This is a genomic window from Dokdonia sp. 4H-3-7-5, from assembly GCF_000212355.1.
Taxonomy (GTDB): Bacteria; Bacteroidota; Bacteroidia; order Flavobacteriales; family Flavobacteriaceae; genus Dokdonia.
This window is the reverse complement of the sequence record NC_015496.1, coordinates 2697050-2717013: the sequence shown is the minus strand read 5'-3', so window position 1 is coordinate 2717013 and position 19964 is coordinate 2697050. Positions and strand designations below refer to the sequence as shown.

13 protein-coding genes are annotated in these 19964 nt (G+C 36.9%); 9 read left to right on the top strand and 4 right to left on the bottom strand.

The features are described 5' to 3' along the window. Positions 1 to 48: 48 nt before the first annotated feature. From KRODI_RS12085 to KRODI_RS12075, 3 genes are all read left to right on the top strand, one after another. Complete coding sequence (locus KRODI_RS12085; RefSeq protein WP_013751893.1) at positions 49 to 2415, top strand: SDR family NAD(P)-dependent oxidoreductase; 2367 nt, start codon at positions 49 to 51, stop codon at positions 2413 to 2415. A 61-nt stretch (positions 2416 to 2476) separates the two neighbouring features. Beyond that, positions 2477 to 9181, top strand: a complete 6705-nt coding sequence (locus KRODI_RS12080; protein ID WP_013751892.1) for a type I polyketide synthase — start codon at positions 2477 to 2479, stop codon at positions 9179 to 9181. Between the two features lie 582 nt (positions 9182 to 9763). Continuing rightward, positions 9764 to 11338: a PfaD family polyunsaturated fatty acid/polyketide biosynthesis protein gene (locus KRODI_RS12075; protein WP_013751891.1), complete on the top strand. Its 1575-nt coding sequence runs from the start codon at positions 9764 to 9766 to the stop codon at positions 11336 to 11338. Positions 11339 to 11416: 78 nt separating this feature from the next. On the opposite strand, the gene KRODI_RS12070 is transcribed toward KRODI_RS12075, so the two are convergent. Further along, positions 11417 to 12097 (bottom strand): LytR/AlgR family response regulator transcription factor, encoded by a 681-nt coding sequence (locus KRODI_RS12070; protein WP_013751890.1) that lies wholly within the window; start codon positions 12095 to 12097, stop codon positions 11417 to 11419. Then, complete coding sequence (locus tag KRODI_RS12065; protein WP_013751889.1) at positions 12094 to 13032, bottom strand: sensor histidine kinase; 939 nt, start codon at positions 13030 to 13032, stop codon at positions 12094 to 12096. The genes KRODI_RS12070 and KRODI_RS12065 overlap by 4 nt, the downstream gene beginning before the upstream one ends. Positions 13033 to 13337: 305 nt before the next feature. Here KRODI_RS12065 and KRODI_RS12060 point away from each other — a divergent pair, with 305 nt between their 5' ends. The 6 genes from KRODI_RS12060 (at position 13338) to KRODI_RS12035 (ending at position 17746) form a co-directional block, all read left to right on the top strand. After that, on the top strand, positions 13338 to 14108 hold the full coding sequence (locus tag KRODI_RS12060) for a YHYH protein (RefSeq protein ID WP_148236001.1): 771 nt from the start codon (positions 13338 to 13340) through the stop codon (positions 14106 to 14108). A 3-nt stretch (positions 14109 to 14111) separates the two neighbouring features. Continuing rightward, positions 14112 to 14723 carry a toxin-antitoxin system YwqK family antitoxin gene (locus KRODI_RS12055; RefSeq protein WP_049783450.1) on the top strand — a complete coding sequence of 204 codons (612 nt, stop codon included), beginning with the start codon at positions 14112 to 14114 and terminating at the stop codon, positions 14721 to 14723. Continuing rightward, complete coding sequence (locus KRODI_RS12050) at positions 14701 to 15393, top strand: SCO family protein (protein WP_041295697.1); 693 nt, start codon at positions 14701 to 14703, stop codon at positions 15391 to 15393. Before KRODI_RS12055 ends, KRODI_RS12050 begins: the two co-directional genes overlap by 23 nt. 318 nt (positions 15394 to 15711) lie before the next feature. Further along, entirely contained in the window at positions 15712 to 15999 is a 288-nt protein-coding gene (locus tag KRODI_RS12045; protein WP_013751885.1) for an EF-hand domain-containing protein, read from the top strand. Positions 16000 to 16122: 123 nt separating this feature from the next. Continuing rightward, on the top strand, positions 16123 to 17121 hold the full coding sequence (locus KRODI_RS12040) for a YHYH protein (RefSeq protein ID WP_013751884.1): 999 nt from the start codon (positions 16123 to 16125) through the stop codon (positions 17119 to 17121). Beyond that, a complete protein-coding gene (locus KRODI_RS12035) occupies positions 17111 to 17746 on the top strand; it encodes a hypothetical protein (protein ID WP_013751883.1) in 636 nt (211 codons plus the stop codon). Before KRODI_RS12040 ends, KRODI_RS12035 begins: the two co-directional genes overlap by 11 nt. Positions 17747 to 18081: 335 nt before the next feature. On the opposite strand, the gene KRODI_RS12030 is transcribed toward KRODI_RS12035, so the two are convergent. Both KRODI_RS12030 and KRODI_RS12025 read right to left on the bottom strand, forming a co-directional pair. After that, a complete protein-coding gene (locus tag KRODI_RS12030; RefSeq protein ID WP_013751882.1) occupies positions 18082 to 19050 on the bottom strand; it encodes a type I phosphomannose isomerase catalytic subunit in 969 nt (322 codons plus the stop codon). A gap of 57 nt (positions 19051 to 19107) precedes the next feature. Further along, the gene (locus KRODI_RS12025) at positions 19108 to 19917 is read right to left on the bottom strand and encodes a dolichyl-phosphate beta-glucosyltransferase (RefSeq protein WP_013751881.1); all 810 of its coding nucleotides are present in this window, start codon (positions 19915 to 19917) and stop codon (positions 19108 to 19110) included. Between the last annotated feature and the right edge of the window lie 47 nt (positions 19918 to 19964).

Here is a 19964-nt window from a genome sequence, read left to right as displayed (position 1 = left end):
CCAAGAAAATCAATTGGCTTAAAGTTTATTCCTAGAGTTGATGTTTTCGTGCAAGATATTTCTTCTTTAAAACCTGTTGTCATAACAGATGAAGGAGGTCCTTTGACACTTGCTGTAAAAACTAAATTAGAGAACGAAGGACATCAAGTTATTGTACTTCAATTTAACGCAATCAAAAAGAATACGTCCATTAAAGATGGAATTTCGATTGCCGAAATAAACGATCAAAATATTAAGAACGCTGTAGATACCATCTTAGCCAACAATGAAATTGGCGCTTTTATTTATTTACACCCACATTTCACCTTTTCTGGTCATAATTTCACACAACATTTTGCGATAGAACGCACCTTATTAAAAGCCACATTCTTATTGGCAAAGCATTTACAAGCTCCATTAAATACAACGAGCAAAACACAGCGCACAGCCTTTATGACGGTTTCTCGTTTAGATGGAAAATTTGGGATGGATAAACGTTCAGATATTTCTATCATCGCAGGCGGATTATCAGGATTAACTAAGTGTATGAACTTAGAATGGTCTCCTGTTTTTTGTAGAGCCATTGATGCTCAGCCTGAATTGTCCCCAGAAGAAATTGCTACGAATTTATTTTTAGAATTACACGATGCAGATGTTCGTTATGTAGATGTAGCCATTAATGAAACAGGAAGAATGACCTATAAGGTTACACCTAATGAAGTTGCTGCGACAGATGATTACCAACAAACGGTGACAGATAAAGATGTTTTCTTAGTCGCTGGAGGCGGTAGAGGTGTTACGGCAACCTGTATCAAGGAGATGAACGCAGCTTTTAAAACTAAATTTATCTTGTTGGGAAGATCTTCCTTAGATTTTGAATTGCCAGCGTATGCGTTAACCGAAAACAATCCTGCCAAGCTTAAGAACGCGATTATGCAGGATCTGAAAGCTAGCGGAGAGAAAGTTTCTATTAAAGGATTAAATAGTCTATTCAATAAATATGTTGCCAAAAAAGAAATAGAAGAAACTATTGCTACAATCAAAGCAGCTGGTGGAGATGCAGTATATGTAGCTGGTGATGTGACAAACTTAACCATCAAGCCAGAATTGCTAAAGATTGAAAAGCAATGGGGTAAAATCACAGGCATCATACACGGTGCTGGCCGACTGGCAGATAAACTCATTCAAGATAAAACAGAAGAAATTTTTGACAATGTCACTTCCGTGAAATTGGACGGTTTATTAAACCTTCTAAAAATGGTTAATATCAATGAATTGAAACATCTCATTATGTTCTCCTCTGTTGCTGGTTTTTTTGGAAACGTAGGGCAGTCTGATTATGCAATGGCAAATGAAATTTTAAGTACCGCCGCACATTTATTTAGTACAAACCACCCTAACACTAAAGTTACCGCAATAAACTGGGGAGCTTGGGAAGGCGGAATGGTAAGTCCAGAGCTACAAAAAATGTTTGAAAAGGCTGGTGTTTCTCTAGTAAATCACCCTGGAGGCGCTGCTCGTTTTGTGCAAGAATTAAACGGAGCATATGATAACCAATCTCAAGTGATTATCGGCGGTACATTACCAGCTGGTATTTCAGATATTTCTGGAGATCTAAAAACGCATACGATTCAAAGAAACTTGAGTCTCAAAGAGAATGCGTTTTTACAACATCACGTAATTCAGGGAAGTCCTGTATTACCTATGGTAAATGCTACGGCTTGGATGGCAGATTCTTGTGTGAAACTATTTCCAGATTATAAACTGGCAAGCATAGAAGATGTAAAACTTTTCAAAGGAATTGTTTTTGACGGGACTGAAAAAGAGGTGTATTTCACGAAAGTGAAAGAACAATTAAAAACAGTAGACACCATCGTCTGTGAAGTAAGCGTGTACAGTAAAGGAGCAAAACTACCACTCAATCATTATAGAGCTACAGTTACGCTTTCGCGAAAGCGTACTGAAAAACCAACATTCAAAACACCAAAACTAGTTGAGAATAAAATAGACGGAGCTACTTTTTATAAAGATGGTTCGTTATTCCACGGTGCATTTTACCAAGGCATAGAGGAGGTTATTGCGATGGATGAATCGCAGGTATTATTAAAATGTAAAGCTCCAGCGGTTTCTTATGAAGATCAAGGTCAGTTCCCTAGTACGAGTTTGAATGCATTCTTCTTAGATATTCAATATCAAGGAATGGTGGTTTGGGTACAAAAATATCATAATGGCGCTAATAGCCTGCCATTACAGACTTTGAAAGGGATGGTGTATGGAGAAATTCAAGCTAATAAAAGTTACTACGTACACATAAAAATTCAAGAAAACACGGAGACGAAAATGATTGCAGACTGTACCGTTTATGACGATAACGAAGATGTTATTTTGTTTACGGAAGGTGCCGGATTAACTGTTTCAAGAGAATTAGTTTGGTAATGGCAAACTGTAGAGGCGCATTGCATTGCGCCTCCACAAAAGCCACATCTAACAAGAAATAATGAAAGAAAAAATAGCAATTATTGGTATGTCATCCCTTTTTCCAGGGTCTAAAACACTTCAAGAGTTTTGGAATAACCTTATGGATAAAAAGGACTTAACCGGTATGGCAACAAAAGATGATTTTGGCGCAGACCCAGAATTATTTTATAAAAAAGATAAAGGAACTATAGATAGTTGTTATTCCCTACGTGGTGGATATATACGTGATTATAGTTTTAATAGCGCAGATTTTGGTACTGAGAATTTAGACAACTTAGACCAAATGTACCAATGGGGATTACAGGTAACTAAAGATGCCTTGCAGCACGGAGGGTATTGGAAAAATGAGGAAGCCTTAGATCGTTGCGGCGTTATTTTTGGGAACTTATCATTTCCCACAAAGTCTTCTCACAAGATTCTTGCGCCTGTCTATACAAAAACACTTGAAAAAGGAATTAAAACCTTGTTGAAAGTCGATGATTTTGAAATGCCAGCAACTGAATTTCAGATTCCAGAAAACAATCCTATTGAAGGTGATGTTTCAGAATTAGTGAAGAATACCCTTGGTTTAAAAGGAACCAATTTTGATCTCGATGCTGCGTGTGCTTCTTCATTATATGCCATAAAAATGGCGTGTGATGAGCTATTAACTGGCAAATCAGATATGATGCTTGCAGGAGCTGTTTGCTCGTCTGATCAATTGTTTATCCACATGGGTTTTTCAATTTTTCACGCCTATGCGGCACACGATAAAAAATACTCGCCGCTAGATAAAGATTCTGCTGGACTCGTATCTTCTGAAGGGGCTGGAATGATTCTATTAAAACGTTTATCTGATGCAGAGCGAGATGGAGATAATATCATAGGTGTTATTTCTGGAATAGGATTATCAAACGATGGCGCAGGTAAATTCTTATTGAGTCCGAACCCAAAAGGTCAAACACTTGCTTATGAAAGAGCGTATAATGGCACCATTAAAAAAGAGGACACTTCTTACATAGAATGCCACGCGACGGGAACGCCGCTGGGTGATGTTACAGAAATCAATTCGCTCGAAACTTTCTTTGGTAACAATCCAGAGAAAGTACGTCTAGGTTCTGTAAAGTCAAATATGGGGCATATGCTTACGGCGGCAGGAATGCCTAGCTTGATGAAAATATTGCTTTCTATGGAGCATAATAGTATTCCTCCAGGAATCAATATGGAAACGGCGATACAATCTGAAAACGGCTGGTTTACACAAGATCAGATCATAGAAGAGCCGCTAGCATGGAAGACAAATTATAAACAAGCGGCAGTAAATTCTTTTGGTTTTGGAGGAACTAATGCACACCTTGTTGTTGAGAGTCATCAAAAAAAGGAAACTAACACACATACGGATGTCTCATTAAAAGAAATGGCCATCACGAGTATGGAAGTTCATTTTGGAGATTGTGATAATCTGGAAACGTTTTATCAATCCATTTTTAATGGGAAACAGCACTTCTCTGTAATGCCATCTACGAGATGGAAGGGCTTTGAGAAAAATGACGAACTGCTCGCTACGTTTGGTCTAAATACTCAAAATCCTATTAAAGGAAACTTTATAGAGGACTTTGATATGGATTTGATGCGCTATAAAATCCAGCCTAATGAGATTAGCACTATGGAGCCACAACAGGCACTTATTCTCAAAGTTGCAGATCAAGCGATTCAAAAATCTAATCTAAAAAGAGGAGAAAACGTAGCGGTGCTAATTGCTATGAATCCTGAACTTGCGATACATCATTATCTAGCGCGTTGGGACAGTCAGTGGCAATTAGACAAGGCATTGGACAGTGCTGATATTGCACTAGAGGAAACACAAAAAAAAACATTACTTGCCGAGTGTCGCAATATATTATACCAGATAGGCAATGTACAAACGCCTAGTCAGCACACTAGTTTTGTGGGTAATATTATGTCGAGTCGTATTTCTGCTTTATGGGATTTTAATGGGCCTTCATTTACGATTACAAACGGTGATAACGGTACCACAAGAGCTCTGGAAGTTGCACAAAATATGCTTTCTCTAGGCGAAGTAGATGCTGTGGTTGTGGGAGCCGTCGAGTTTTCTGCAAGTATGGAAGCGGTATTGTTGCGTAATCTAGTGACTAGCATAAATCAAAATAAACAACCAAGTTTATCTTTTAATGTAGATGATTATGGCTGGTTAATAGGAGAAGGAGCCTCTGCGATTGTATTGAAAGCAAGTGACCGCATTGATGAGAACGATACAGTCTTTGCAAAAATTGAAGCTATAGGAGATATCGCCACAACTGAGAATATCGCCTTACAAGAGCTTGTAGCTTCTGGATTTGATCACGAAAACCAATTAGAACAAGAACGGCTATTAGCTATTAATCCTGTCAGTAAAATTGCCTTAGGATCTGTAAAAACAAACATTGGTCATACGTTTGCAACGGCTGGACTCGCTTCTATTGTAAAAACAGCCTTATGTGTATATCATCAATTTATTCCAGGAATTCCAAATTGGCAATCGGCGAAAAATGATGCTTTCAAAAACAGTAATTACTACTTCCCTAGCCTATCACGACCTTGGGTTAATGAAACAGAACAACCCAGACAAGCGCTAGTTAATTTGAGTCAACATTCTCGTGTAAAATTATCAGAATTTACACAACCTAAACCTCTCAATATTGACAATTTCTTAAAGAAGCATTTATTTATTTTAAAAGGAAATTCGCCAGCAGAACTTAAGGAACAGTTACAGCAACTTAATGAAGATATATTTACTAATGACTTAGCTTTTGTTGCACAAGCCTGTTTTGATAAAGCTGCGACCACAAAAGCAACCTATAGTATTGTTCTTATTGCGTCAACCACAAAAACGATAGCGCAAGACATCGTTTTTATTGATAAAAAACTCGAGCAGTCCTTTGCAGATAATACAGATATAAAATTACCTAGCGGTTCTTTCTTTAGCCCAAATCCGAGTGGTACAAAAGGCGATTTGGCATTTGTATATCCAGGTTCGGCAACTACTTATGAGGGCTTGGGGCAAGATTTATTTCAGTTTTTTCCTAATCTGTTAAGTGATTTTGAAAATCGTATCCCCAACTTGAAAGACTTCTTTGGCTTGGACTATTTATTCCCAAAAAAGCAAGACAGCGCTACGCCTTCTCCCAATATTCAAGGAGACGCTATCTCTATGATGTCTGCAGGAGTATTGTACTCTACCTTATACACGCACATATTGACCTCTTATTTTGGTGTACAACCCAAAGCTGCGATGGGTTATTCTATGGGAGAATGTAGCTCCATGTGGTATTCCTTTGGTATTTGGAATCCAGGTGAGGGAACAAAAGTTTTCCGCAACTCCCCTATTTTTAAAAACAAGTTTTCTGGTAATCTAGAACTCCTAGCCGAAGAATGGAACATCAGCTCAGAAGAAGCAAAAGCAAGATGGCAGAGTTGGATTTTACTAGAAACTAAAGAAAAAGTAGTAACACAAATCTCAGCTTTTGATAAAGTGTCAATCACTTTTGTAAACTCCGAAAAAGAATTAATCGTTTCTGGTGATAAAAGCCAATGTGAAGCATTGATTGCTGTGCTTAATTGTCCGTCAGTATTAGTGCCTTTTCAAAATATTATCCACAATGAGTTCTGTAAAAAAGAGTATGACGGATTGATTGAAATGCATAATTTCCCATTAGAAAATAAGCCAGAAATTGATTTTTACTCTAGCTTAACAGGAGAGAAAATCCCTAAGGATTCGCTCACAATTGCAGAGAATTCAACAAAAGTGTGCTATAAAACCGTTGATTTTCCCGCTTTCGCGAAAAGAATGTCTAGCAACGGATTTAGCACGTTTGTAGAACTTGGTCCTAATAGTACCTGTACTGGCTGGATAAAAGATACACTAGATCAAAACAATCACGCCGCTTGTGCGATTGATAAAAAAGGCACAAGTTCTATACAATCATTATACGAGTGTCTAGCACAATTAATTTCAAACGGGATCGACATTGATTTGAGCTTGCTATATCCTAATGCTAATCAAGAACCCGTCAAAAAACGATTCACTAAAAAAGTAACAACAGGTGGTAACCCTGTATATGACGTGTTATTATCTGAGGAGATGAAGCAACAGTTTGCCACAATCAAACGAAAAGAAAAAACAGCTTCTCTAGAAAAAACTGAAGATGCAAGTATATGCTTTCGCGAAAGCGTAAAACCAACCACCACACATAGAGTAGAAAAAATAGCTAGTATGATAGATACAGAACAGCCAAAAACTGCGACTAAAATCGGAGAGAATGGTTTGAAATTACAAGATTACAATGATCCAAATCATCTAAAAGATAAGAACATCATTTTCACCAAAGAAGATCTCATTGAATTTTCTGAAGGAAAAATAGGTAATGTTTTTGGAGCAGAATACAATGTGATTGATCAGTATAAAAGGCGAGTAATGTTACCTATGGACCCATATTTATTGGTGAGTAGAGTAACAGGTCTTGATGCAAAACTAGGAGAATACAAGCCTTCTACAATGCAAACCGAATATGATATCCCATACAATTCTGGCTATGCAACCGACACCCAAATTCCTTGGGCAGTCTCTGTAGAGTCTGGGCAGTGTGATTTGATGTTGATTTCTTATCTGGGAATTGATCTTGAAAATAAAGGAGAGTATGTGTACCGCCTTCTAGATTGTACGCTTACTTTTCTAGATGATTTGCCTTTTGAAGGGCAAACATTACGCTATGATATATCTATCAATTCATTTGTAAGAAATGGTGGAAACTTGCTGTTTTTCTTTAGCTACGAGTGTTTTGTAGAAGATCGTATGGTCTTAAAAATGACCAATGGTGTTGCTGGTTTCTTTACTGATGAAGAATTGAGTAAAGGAAACGGAGTGGTATACACAGACAGCGAAAAGAAAGCACTGGCAGGTGTAGAAAAGAAAAAATTCATTCCTTTTTTGACCACCAAGAAAACTGCTTTTGACATAGAAGATTTAAGACATCTCATCAATGGAGATGCGCATAAATGTTTTGATGATATTTCATATTTCCCAAATGGTAGAAATGAATCTATACGTCTAGCTCCAGAAAAAATGTTGATGCTAGATCGCATTACCAAAGCAGATGTACACGGAGGAGCTTATGGTTTAGGAGAAATTATAGCAGAAAAAGACCTGAGTCCAGACGATTGGTATTTTCCTTGTCATTTTAGAGATGACCAAGTGCTAGCGGGTTCTTTACAAGCAGAAGGCGGCGGTAACTTATTGCGTTTCTTTATGATGATGCTTGGGTTACAACGTCTTAAAAAAGATGCTCGTTTCCAGCCTATTTATGACCTTCCGCAAAAAGTAAGATGTAGAAAAGAGGTGACGCCTACTGATAAAAAATTAGTATATCGTCTAGTGATTAAGGAAATTGACTTATTGCCTGATCCTTATGTAATAGGTGATTTAGAGATTATTGTAGATGGTGTGATTACCGTTCATTTTGAAAATCTAGGACTACAACTAAGAGAAAAAGACAATCCAAAATACTTAGAGCAACCTAAAAAAATAACCGAGAATGTACTTTTAAACGAGAACGATATTGAAACATTTGCTTTAGGTAGACTTGCAGATTGCTTTGGTCCAGAATATGCGGTGTATGATAATAGAGCGTTGTCGCGTCAACCTAATACCGACTTACAAGTGGTAAGCCGTGTGATTAAGATTGATGGAAAACGTTTTGATTTTTCAAAGCCAACAAATATCTGGACAGAATATGATGTGCCTCAAGATGCTTGGTATTACAAGCAAAATGCCTCTATGACAATGCCGTATGCAGTATTGATGGAAATCGCTCTACAACCTTGTGGATTACTAGGTGCATATTTAGGAAGTACGCTACAGTTTCCAGACAAGGATTTATACTTTAGAAATCTAGATGGTGACGGAGAAATGTTTGACTTGCCTACCGGCACAGATTTTAGAGGAAAAGTAATCGCAAACAAATCGACTTTAACGTCTTCTACCTCATTAGGAGGTTTTGTGATTCAGAAATACCTTTTTGAAGTATCGGTAGATGGACACGTATTTTATAAAGGATTTTCTTCTTTTGGATTCTTCCCTAAAGAGGCCTTAGCGCAGCAAGTCGGTCTCGATAAAGGAGAGGATGTCGCAGCTTGGTATGTGCAAAACAACTTGACCACCAAAAATTACTTCCAAATCAAGCTTGATTCTCTTTATGCAAAAATGAAGCTGTATAAAGAAAATGATAAAACAAATACCTTCCGCTTGGCCGAAAATCAACTAGATCTATTAGACAGTGGTTTAGTGGTTAAAAACGGAGGAGAGTTTGGTAAAGGATATATCCATTGTTCTAAAGCAATACATACTTACGACTGGTTCTTTACCTGTCATTTTTATTCTGACCCAGTAATGCCAGGATCTTTAGGCGTAGAGGCGATTTCACAAGCGATGCAATTATTTGCGTTACAACAAGATTTAGGTAAGGATTTTAAAAAGCCGCGTTTTGTACAAGTAGAGAACAACAAAACGGAATGGAAATACCGTGGTCAAATTAAAGTTAATGTAGAAAATATGCATCTAGAAGTGCATTTTAAAACCATCGAAAAACGAGGAGATACACTGGTATTAATTGCAAATGCCTATCTCTGGAATGAAGGTACAAGAATTTATCAGTTGACAGATTTGGCACTAGGAATTCAAGAGGGTTAGGTTAGATAAACATCTCCTCCCAGCTTCCTCTTCAAAGAGGAGGAGCTAAAAAAATATAGAATTGATTTTTTGTTTTCCCCTCTCTGAAGGGAGTAAAAAGACGTAGGGCCGATTTTTGTTGCCCCAGACCTGAAGGGAGCAAAAATCAATGTAAATGAATAAGTCACCCTTTAGGGCTCGGGAATGCTTATTCGATGATTTTTTGTTTCCCCAGCCCTGAAGGGAGCAAAATCAATGTAAATGAATAAGCCACCCTTTAGGGGTTGGGAATGCTTATTCGAAATCTAGTAGTTTGAGTACGCTTTCGCGAAAGCGTAAAAAATTAGAATATTGAACCAATTTTTGTTTCCCAGCCATGAAGGAAGCAAAAATTAAAGATGATGAATAAGTCACCCTTTAGGGTTGGGGAAAGCTTATTCGATGATTTTTATTTTCCCCTGCCCTAAAGAGAGCGAAAATCAAAGATAAAGAATAAGCCACCCTTTAGGGTTGGGGAAGGCTTATTCGATGATTAATTTATAAAACAATACAGCGCATCAAAAATCTAAGATTTTACATAAGTGCTGAAATAAAAAATAAGAAATGATTGACTTAAAATGGATAGGATCTCCGAGAGAGATTTCATTTGACATCCAAGGAATGTCTGAAAAATTGAAAAACACTGCCACTCCTTGTTATATTGTTGAGGATTTATCAGGTCGCACTGGCGTTACAAATACTGGCACTATCCAGTCTAAAGGAAAGGGGTTGTTTTTAAAAGCCATCGTACCCGCATTTACTGCTGCCGATTTTGGGGACACTTCGTTTAAAGAAGATTACCAGTTAAAATACGCTTATAAAGGAGGCGCTATGGCAAACGGTATTGCCTCTACAGATATGGTAATCGCTTTAGGAAAGAACGAGATGATAGGTTCTTTTGGTGCTGCTGGGATGATTCCTGCTCGTGTTAAGGAAGCCATTGCAACCATCCAGAACGCCTTACCTACACAAGCTTATGCGTGTAACCTTATACACAGTCCTATTGAAAAGGCACTAGAAGAAGGCGCTGTAAATTTATATATAGAACACGGTGTAAAGGTGGTAGAAGCTTCGGCTTATATGAACTTATCTGAGCAAATTGTAAAGTATAGAGCGGTAGGGTTGAGTCTTGACGCTCAAGGCGAAATAGTGATTGGCAATAAAGTAATAGGTAAGGTTTCTAGAAAAGAAGTCGCACAACGTTTTATGTCTCCAGCTCCGCTTCAATTTTTAGAAAAGTTATTGGCTGCTGGAAGTATAACGCAAGAACAATATGACCTTGCTCAGAAAGTACCCATGGCAGATGATATTACGGTAGAAGCAGACTCTGGTGGGCATACAGATAATCGTCCTCTGGTAGTGTTGTTTCCTATCATCTTACAACTGCGAGATGAAATTCAGGCAACCTACAATTACAAAAAGCAAATTAGAGTGGGCGCCGCAGGAGGAATAGGGACTCCAGCCTCTGCCCTAGCTGCTTTTTCTATGGGAGCTGCTTATGTAGTAACTGGATCCATTAATCAGGCCTGTGTAGAGTCTGGAACTTCTGATGTTGTAAAGGAATTACTTTCTAAAGTTGCCTCTACAGATGTCACGATGGCACCAGCGTCAGATATGTTTGAACTTGGTGTAGAATTACAAGTGTTGAAACGTGGAACCTTGTTTGGTGCGAGAGCAAAAAAACTTTATGAGGTCTACACGCGCTATGACGGGATTGATGATATCCCAGCAGAAGAAAGACTTAAACTGGAGACTAAAACTTTTAAAATGTCACTAGAACAAGTTTGGGATGGTTGTGTGAGCTTCTTTGAAGAAAGAGATCCAGAACAAATAGAAAAAGCGCAAGGAAATCCAAAGCGCAAAATGGCCTTAATTTTTAGATGGTATTTAGGACTGTCTTCCAACTGGGCAAATGCAGGTACTCCAGACAGAGTAATGGATTATCAAATATGGTGTGGCCCAGCAATGGGAGCATTTAATGAGTGGACAAAAAATTCTTATTTAAGCGAAGCTAAAAATAGAAAAGTTGCAGATGTTGCTACTCATTTATTAGAAGGTGCAGCTTATCTACATAGAATCAACACGATTAAAAATCAAGGGGTAGATTTACCACTTGAGTTAATGCAGTTAGCTATTTAAGAAGCCAACGTAACTACAATAAAAAGGGTCAACTTAACAGCTGTTATGTTGACCCTTTTTGTTTTATAGCCCTTGATATTATTTATTAAAAACAGTGTTTTTTACAGCTTCAAAATAACTATCACTTACAGGTATCTCTGTATTAGAAAGCATTAAAGACCTACCTTTAAGACTAGTGACTTTATTTTTATTTACAATATAAGATCTATGCACTCTTATAAATTGAGAAGGCAATTCATTTAATAATTTACTCAATGATTGGTTTGCCATAATCTTCTTACCATCTTCAAAGTGATAATTTACATACTCACTATCGCTTTCTATGTATAGCATATCTTGAAAAAGGACTCTATGCAAGTCATAACCAGATTTTATTACTAGCGAAGTCTCTGCTTCTTTACTTACCACAGGAAACTTATTGATTGCTGCTAGAAAACGTTTAAAAGTGATAGGTTTAGCTAGATAGTCTAGGGCATTAAGCTCAAATCCTTTGAGAGCATATTCTGAGTATGCAGTAGTAAATATTACTTTTATATTGTCGTTTATGATAAGTTCGGCAAAATCGGTTCCTTTAAGTTCTGGCATCTGTATATCCATAAAGACAAGGTCTACCTCGTTTTCCTTGATATATGATAATGCATGTAATGGATTTTCAAAAGAAGCCAGTAATTCCACATGGGCAACCTTAGCGACGTAAGTCGTGAGTAGTGTTCTTGCTAGTTCCTCATCGTCTACGATGATACATCTCAATTTCTTCATTGTACTGTTACTTTAAGGTGTACACTATAATTTGGAGTTGTCTCAATATGTAGGGAGTGCTTCCCAGGGTAATAGATGTTTAATCGTTTTTCTACATTTTGCAATCCTATTCCCCCTACTCCATCGATATGCTGTGGCGTTTCTGGAATACTATTTTCTACTATGAATTCAATCTGGTTATCACTTGTAGTAAGAGCAATATTAATGAAGCGCTCCTCTCCTTTTTCTATACCACTGTGTTTAAAAGCATTCTCGATGTAAGGTATAAATAACATAGGAGCTACAGGCATTCCCGCATTAGTCACATTATTTTCAAACGAAATATTAAAAGGCTTGCTGCTTTTCAACTTAAAAAGAGCAATGTAATTTTCAATATACTCCACCTCTTTCTGTAAAGTTACCTTCGGTCGCTCACAATCATAAATGACATATCGCAACATTTCAGAAAGCGTACTTATACTTTCTTGGGTTTTATCTGAGTTTGTTACAGAAAGTGCATAAATATTATTAAGCGCATTAAATAGAAAATGTGGGTTGATCTGCATCTTAAGCATTTTAAGCTCATTTTCTAATAATTCCGCTTTCGCAAAAGCGATCATCTTTTCCTTTTCTTGTACGTAAATAAAAGTCTCAATAAGAATATTAAATATAAATGCCAGGGCGATTGCTAGAAAATGTAACAGTACTGGCGAAGGCCTTCTTGGATCCATAGGCCTTATATCTTCAGGGTTTATAGGATTAATAAAAAGAGAAGATAAGTAGGCAAAAATTAATAATAAAGGAACGGAGATTGCCAAAAAATAGAGGTATTTCTTAGTAAAAAGAAAACGTGGTATTAGATAATAAGTAGCAAAGATTATCGCACCTATTTGAAATAGAAATGTAGGTACTGTATCAAGAATAAACTGACTAGTATTTCTTTGATTAAGACTCATAAGGTACCAAACGACGGCCCAAAATATAATCTGTATTAGAATGTAAGACGCTCTTTTCATACCGCAAATTAAAGCTATTCTTAAGTAACAGTTCTCAATATGAGCCATTTTTGAATGCTTAGAATCTGCACTCAACTATCAATTACGGTCATTCACTTAAAACTTACGGTGGTTCGCTGAATGATAGCAAATCAAAATCTCTTTAAGATGTACATTTACCTCAACAAAAGACTGAATTTAAGAATTTTACGTAATGATTTTTCTAAGATTCAGATTTAATGATAACAGCTAAAACTCCATTTGTGATGAAAAAGAATCTAATGAACAAAATCGTCCCGCTATCCGTAATCTTAGCAACTACTGCTATTACTATTCTCGCATGTAGTAGTGATGAGGGAGATGTGACTACAGCATCAAATAATGATGATGAAGTTGCACTTACAGAGCTGCACCAGGCTTATACTGCATTTGACACAGAAGCAACTACCATTTATATTGATGGATCTAACGTAGTGATTGAGACTACTGGTTTACCTAACCATGAGACCGTATACTGGGGAGAAGGCAATTCCTTGTATAGAGAAGAGCCAGACGTTGCCGTGACGCCTTCTATTATGAGTAGTAATAATAATGCAACAACTATTACTGTAGATGGTACGCCTAACCTAACTGGTAGCACTGTTATGACGCAATTAAATACTATTGGTATTGCAGTGAGTGGTGCATCAATATTTAATGATCAAGAAGGAAACGGTGCGCTAGATCAAGCTGCAGCAAGTTTAGACTGGACAGGAGCTCACATAGGGCCTGGTGTATATCACTATCACCTAGAACCAAAAGCATTTACAAATGATGATGATAACCTTGTAGGTGTATTGCTAGACGGTGTTTTTCTTTATGGTAGAAAATGTGATGCTACAGGAACGTATCCTACAGATCTAGATGCATCTGGAGGTCACACTACTACCACACAATTTACACAAGGAGATGAGGAATATCACTACCACATTATTAACGAATTATATTCTAACACTGGCTCATATATCGCTTTTGCTGGACCTTACCAAGGATACTAAATCATGTTTATTAGATCATTTATTATTATACTAAGCATCCTATTAATTTCCTGTAATGACTATTCATTACAGGAAATGGATATTGCTATACATGCTGATGAACCTAAAACTATCAGCGACATAGAGGTATTAAAAAAAGAGCTGGTTCTTAATCCGCTAGAAGGTGCTTGGTATTATAATAACGAATTATTTTCTGGATACTCACTAAGGTTTTATCCTAACGATACACTTGCCGAGAAAATAGGATATATCCAAGGTAAACGAGAAGGAATAGCTCAAAAATGGTCAGAAAATGGTACACTTCGTATTGAATCTTACTATAAAAACAATCGGCTAGATAGTATTTATAAAAGCTGGTGGGAAAATGGAGTTCTGGCTTCTCAATCCAATTACAGTAAAGGAGTGAAGGAAGGTGTAGAAAGAGAATGGTATGCTACTGGCGTGCTTGCAAAGCAAAGGAACTTAGACAATGGACAAGAAAGCGGTTTGCAAAAAGCTTGGCTTGAGAACGGAACATTATACGTGAATTATGAAGCTCGTAATGGGCGAATTTTTGGAATGAGAAAAGCTAACTCCTGTTATAAATTAGAAGATGAAGTTATTATCACAAAATAAACTAATGAGCCTCTTGGTACTTCTAGCAATTACCTCTTTCACTAGTTGTAATCAAGAAGTAAAGAAGGAAAACGTCAAAGTAGTAGAAACTAGTAGAACAGAGTATCTACCCTATTATAATGAGAAGTCATTTACACCTAACTGGATTGTACCAGGATCACAAGAGGAAAAAGACTTTCACACAATTCCTGACTTTGCGCTTACTAATCAGTTAGGGGAAACTATCACTCAAAAAACATTTGATAATAAGATTTATGTGACGGACTTCTTTTTTACTGTGTGTCCAGGTATTTGCCCGCAAATGGCAGATAATATGTTCAAGGTGCAAGAAGCGTTTAAAGACGACCCTAACGTAGTATTGCTATCTCACTCCGTGATGCCTACCTCTGATACTGTCGAAGTATTAAAAAAGTATGCCGAAGACAATGGTGTTATAGATAATAAGTGGCATCTCGTTACTGGAGATAAGAAGGATATATACTCACTAGGAAGAGACTTCTATTTTGTAGAAAATGACTTAGGAGAAGAAAAAACAATAGACGACTTCCTTCACACAGAAAATTTTCTCCTCATTGATAGTAATAAGCACATAAGAGGGATATATAATGGTTTAAATAGATCATCCATTGCTCAACTCATTACTGATATAAAGGCATTAAATCTCGAGTGACTTACTAAAACATGCTCTTTGTAAAGAGCAACAAAACATTTATAGAAAGCTGGGTAATGAGAAATCATTACCCAGCTTTTTTTATGCGCTAATTCAACTTATTTATCTAAGAAAACAACGCATCAAACAAATCAAAGAAACCTTTATGAATAGCTATTATAGGCTAGAATAAGCACATTTACACAGTATCAAATTATAAGAAAAAGGCTAGATAATGCCATTCACAGAAAACTAGCGCCCATTCACTTAAAGTGACTCATAACCATTAAACAACCTAGTACATTTGATGTCAAATAAGTGTAACATAAAACTAGAAATATGAAAACTATGAAATTTAAAACGGCGGTAATAACGGCTATATTTTGTGTAGCATTTGCAAGTGTTTCAAAGGCACAGGCACAACGAGGAAACGATAGAAAAAAACCACCTACCTATGCTGAACTATTGGAGCAAATGGATAAGAATGAAGATGGCAAACTTGCAAAATCTGAAATCAAAGGTCCACTAAAAAATGACTTTGATAAAGTAGATACAAACGAAGATGGTTTCATCTCTGAAAAAGAATTTAAAAAAGCACCAAAACCACAACGCAGGGAAAAAAAGTAATATGTAAAAAGTGAATTGTTTTTAATTAGCCAAAAGCTCTGTGAGTAATCACAGAGCTTTTAAATAACAAACATCACTCCCATCTAACTTGGAAAAAACCTCAACCAATAAAATCAAAAAAATATGTCATACTTCTCAAAATTACCACTCATAGGATTATTTATATCCTCAATGATATTAATAGGATGCAACTCTTGCTCAAGCGACGATAATACAATTCAAACAGAGGAAACTACAGATACTGATGGTGTCGTAATAGATGTAGATGCATCACTATTTTATACTAGTGACAATTCTGTTACTATTACCACCGTACCGTGTACTTTATCTAATGGAGTAACTACAGATTGCTACGAACTTGTTGTTACAAGTACACCAGCAGATCACAATATGGGCCCATGGTGTCCAGATAATATTGCAGATGATGCTGAGGCTGGAGGAATCTGGCTAGAAAACGGTCAAGTATATGATGTAGATGGAGCATTTATTGAGAATATGGCTTCCTTTTACAATGACACCACATGGCTTATGTATGACGACAACGGTGATATTTATACCACAGACTCACTAGAAGACTGTGCAAATGCCGCAAACCCAAACGTGGGAGAAGAATATGAGAATTTTTGTGTAGAATGTTTGCCCTCTTACGTGGCAGACCTCACAAGAACGTACCTCATCCCTGTAACACCTCAACGAGTTGCTAGCTCTATTAATTTTGGTGGCGGAGGTCCTATGGGAGGAAACGGCCCATCACAGCGAGGTGTAGCTTTTAACGGAGTAGTTTTTGACGCACCTGCACCTACAGATGCCATACTAGGAGCATATACACTAGCACCATTTGATGATGCTGGTGGGCATATCAATCTCAACGCAGGTTATCACTATCATGCAGCTACAGGAGTTACTACCCAGCTAGCCCAAGAAGATGGACACGCTGCAATGATAGGTTATGCACTTGATGGACATGGACTATATGCACAACTTAATAGTGATGGTAACGAGCCTAGCGACCTAGATGCTTGTAGAGGTCATGAGGATGATGTGAGAGGATATCATTACCATGTAGATGCAGCTGGAGCAAATAACTTTATTAACTGTTTAAACGGAGCTTATGCAAACTAGAAAGAAACTAAAATCATTATTGATTGTTCTATGCGTATTGTGTTTTTCCTTTAAAGCACTTGCACATCAATCAGACGCTTCCACTACAATGTTAGTGCAGCAAGAAGATCAAACATGGGTGCTACAAGTGAGTGCATCTCTCACTGCTTTTCAGCAAGAGATAAACACGCATTTTTCAGACACGCCTTATACTACTCCAGAGGAGTTTAAAGAAATGGTTCTTACTCATATTAAGAACAACCTGCATATACGTTTTGACGAGAATAAAGAAGTATTGCTATTAAACGGCATTGTACAATTAGGGCATGAAACTAAGGTAGTTTTTAAAGTGATTGGAGTGCCTACCACTATACAAAGTGCAGTTATAGAAAACACAGCGTTTGTTGATATTCACAAAAGCCAGAGTGCATTAATCCTACTTAAAGATGGGTTTAATAAGAAACACTTTGTACTTAATGATGATAACAATCACACCTTATCACTGCGAGTAGATGGTAAAAATTTTACTGAAGTAACAGCACATCGCGCTAGCTTATTTCCGCCTATTATGGCATTTGTTTTCATACTCATTGCTGGACTAGTATTTATTGCACTAGTGCGCAGAAAGAATACTATTAACCCTTAAAGAATGATTATGGAATAATTGATTGATTGGTTTGTTTATTTGGTTAGAGCCCCGTACGTTGTATGGGGCTTTTGTCTTTCTATACATAAGATTATTGCATAATCGTGGTACGCTTTCGCGAAAGTGTAACTATTACAAGTATTATTAATTCATATAATCACTTAGGACCTTTCTAATAAATTAGGATGACGCAAAAAATCCTCACAGTCCGATGACAATGAGGATTTATTATACAATCTCTACGTAACCTTAATATTGCTTAATCTAATAGAAGTAACAATAACAACAACGTACATCCTAGATTTACTAAGGAATTTGCGTACAGATTTAATTTATTAATCAATATATACTTCTAGAAATTGAGCATCTTTTGCAAAGAAAAAAGCTTCTTTAGTATTTGCTGGAAGTAAAACGGTCTCACCTTTAAATACAATTTCTGTCTTATTATTTACGGTTACAGAGGCACAACCCTCTACACACATAAGTATTACAAAAGAATCTAGATTTGCATAAGACTTTTCATAGGCTTTATTAACTCGTAACACGTTGGTTGTAAAGTAATCGCAAGCAACCACATTTGACGAAGTATTACCATCTGTATGGCATTCTTTTTTACACTCCTCATAAAATTCTCTTGTTGCGGCAACAGATTGATCAAGATGCAAATCTCTTTTTTGACCTTCTTTATCTTTGCGATCCCAGTCATATACTCTATAAGTGATATCTGAAGTTTGCTGTATCTCTGCTGCGAGTACTCCTGCTCCTATAGCATGAACCTTTCCTGCTGGGATAAAATATGCATCACCTCTTGTTACTTTTTCTTTATTAAATACATCATATACGTTATCTCCTGTTACATCACGTAAGATTTCTGTATTTGCGTTTTTATCTTTAAGGCCTAATATGATCTCTGCTTCTTCTTCGTGATCCATGATGTACCACATTTCGGTTTTACCGTATGAGTTATGATCCCTTTGTGCCATCTCATCATCTGGGTGTACTTGAACAGAAAGATTAGTTTTTGCATCTAAGAACTTTATAAGCAACGGAAACTCATTTCCAAATCGTTCATAATTTGCAGCTCCTACAAACTCGCTTGTGTGGTTTTCTAAAAGAGAAACCAGTGATTCTCCCTCGTATAATCCGTTTGCTACCTGCGATATATTTCCTTCTACTCCAGATATTTCCCAGCTCTCACCAGTCGTATCGCTAGTACATTTCTTGTTAAGTACCGATTGTAGTTTAGATCCGCCCCAGATTTTTTCTTGAAGAATAGGCTCAAATTTTATTGGATAGATGTTCATAATAGTAGATTTGATGTGGATAAATGATGTTTTATGGGGACTAGGAAACAGTAATTGTTATGCTGCTATAGAAAATTCTTGAGACATCGTGTCTAATGCAAATTCTGTAGGGATAACACTGGCTGCTGTATTGCTTTGAAAAGCATAGTTCATCCAGATTTGTGTAAGATTCATTGGGATTTGTAAAGCGTCTTTCATTCCTAACTTAGAATCATCTACATGTACCCATCTCATAAGTGGCTGCTCAAAGATGTTGTTCATTGTGTTATCTTTTCCTAGGTAGCTCTTAAGACGTAAGAAGATCTCAACATCAAATAACCATCTGCTAGTAAAAGCATTGTCATATACTACAGGCACGATGCTTCTTGTAAATACTTTTGCTCCACACTGCGTGTCTCTTATAGGTAATCCTAAGATTAGTAAGATAAACTGCTTCACAAATTTTGAAAACATGTTTCTCATAAAGTTACGTTCTATCGTACCGCTTCCTAAAGCGTTTCTAGAACCGAATACTACGAGCTTTCCCTCAGTCTTCAGAGTTTTAACGAGGTCCTTAAAATCTCTGAAGTCTGTTGAGAGGTCTGCATCCATAAATCCTATCGTAGAGATAGTAGACTTGCTATATAAGAATCTAGCTCCTGCTCTTACCGCTGTTGCTTTACCAGAGTTCTTTTTTACATCTACAATGCTTATTGCATTAGGCGCTTGTTCTTTCATACTATAAAGAACCTCTAGGGTTTTATCTTTACTTCCGTCATTTACAAAACATAAATGATAATCGCTGTTTTCTTTAATGAATGACACAAATGCGTTTGTGTTAAGTCTCTTTTCTTCGTTGTAGCAAGGGATGATTATTCCAGTTTTCATAATGTGTGTTTTTGTGTGTTGTTATTGTTTTACAGTACAAACATACC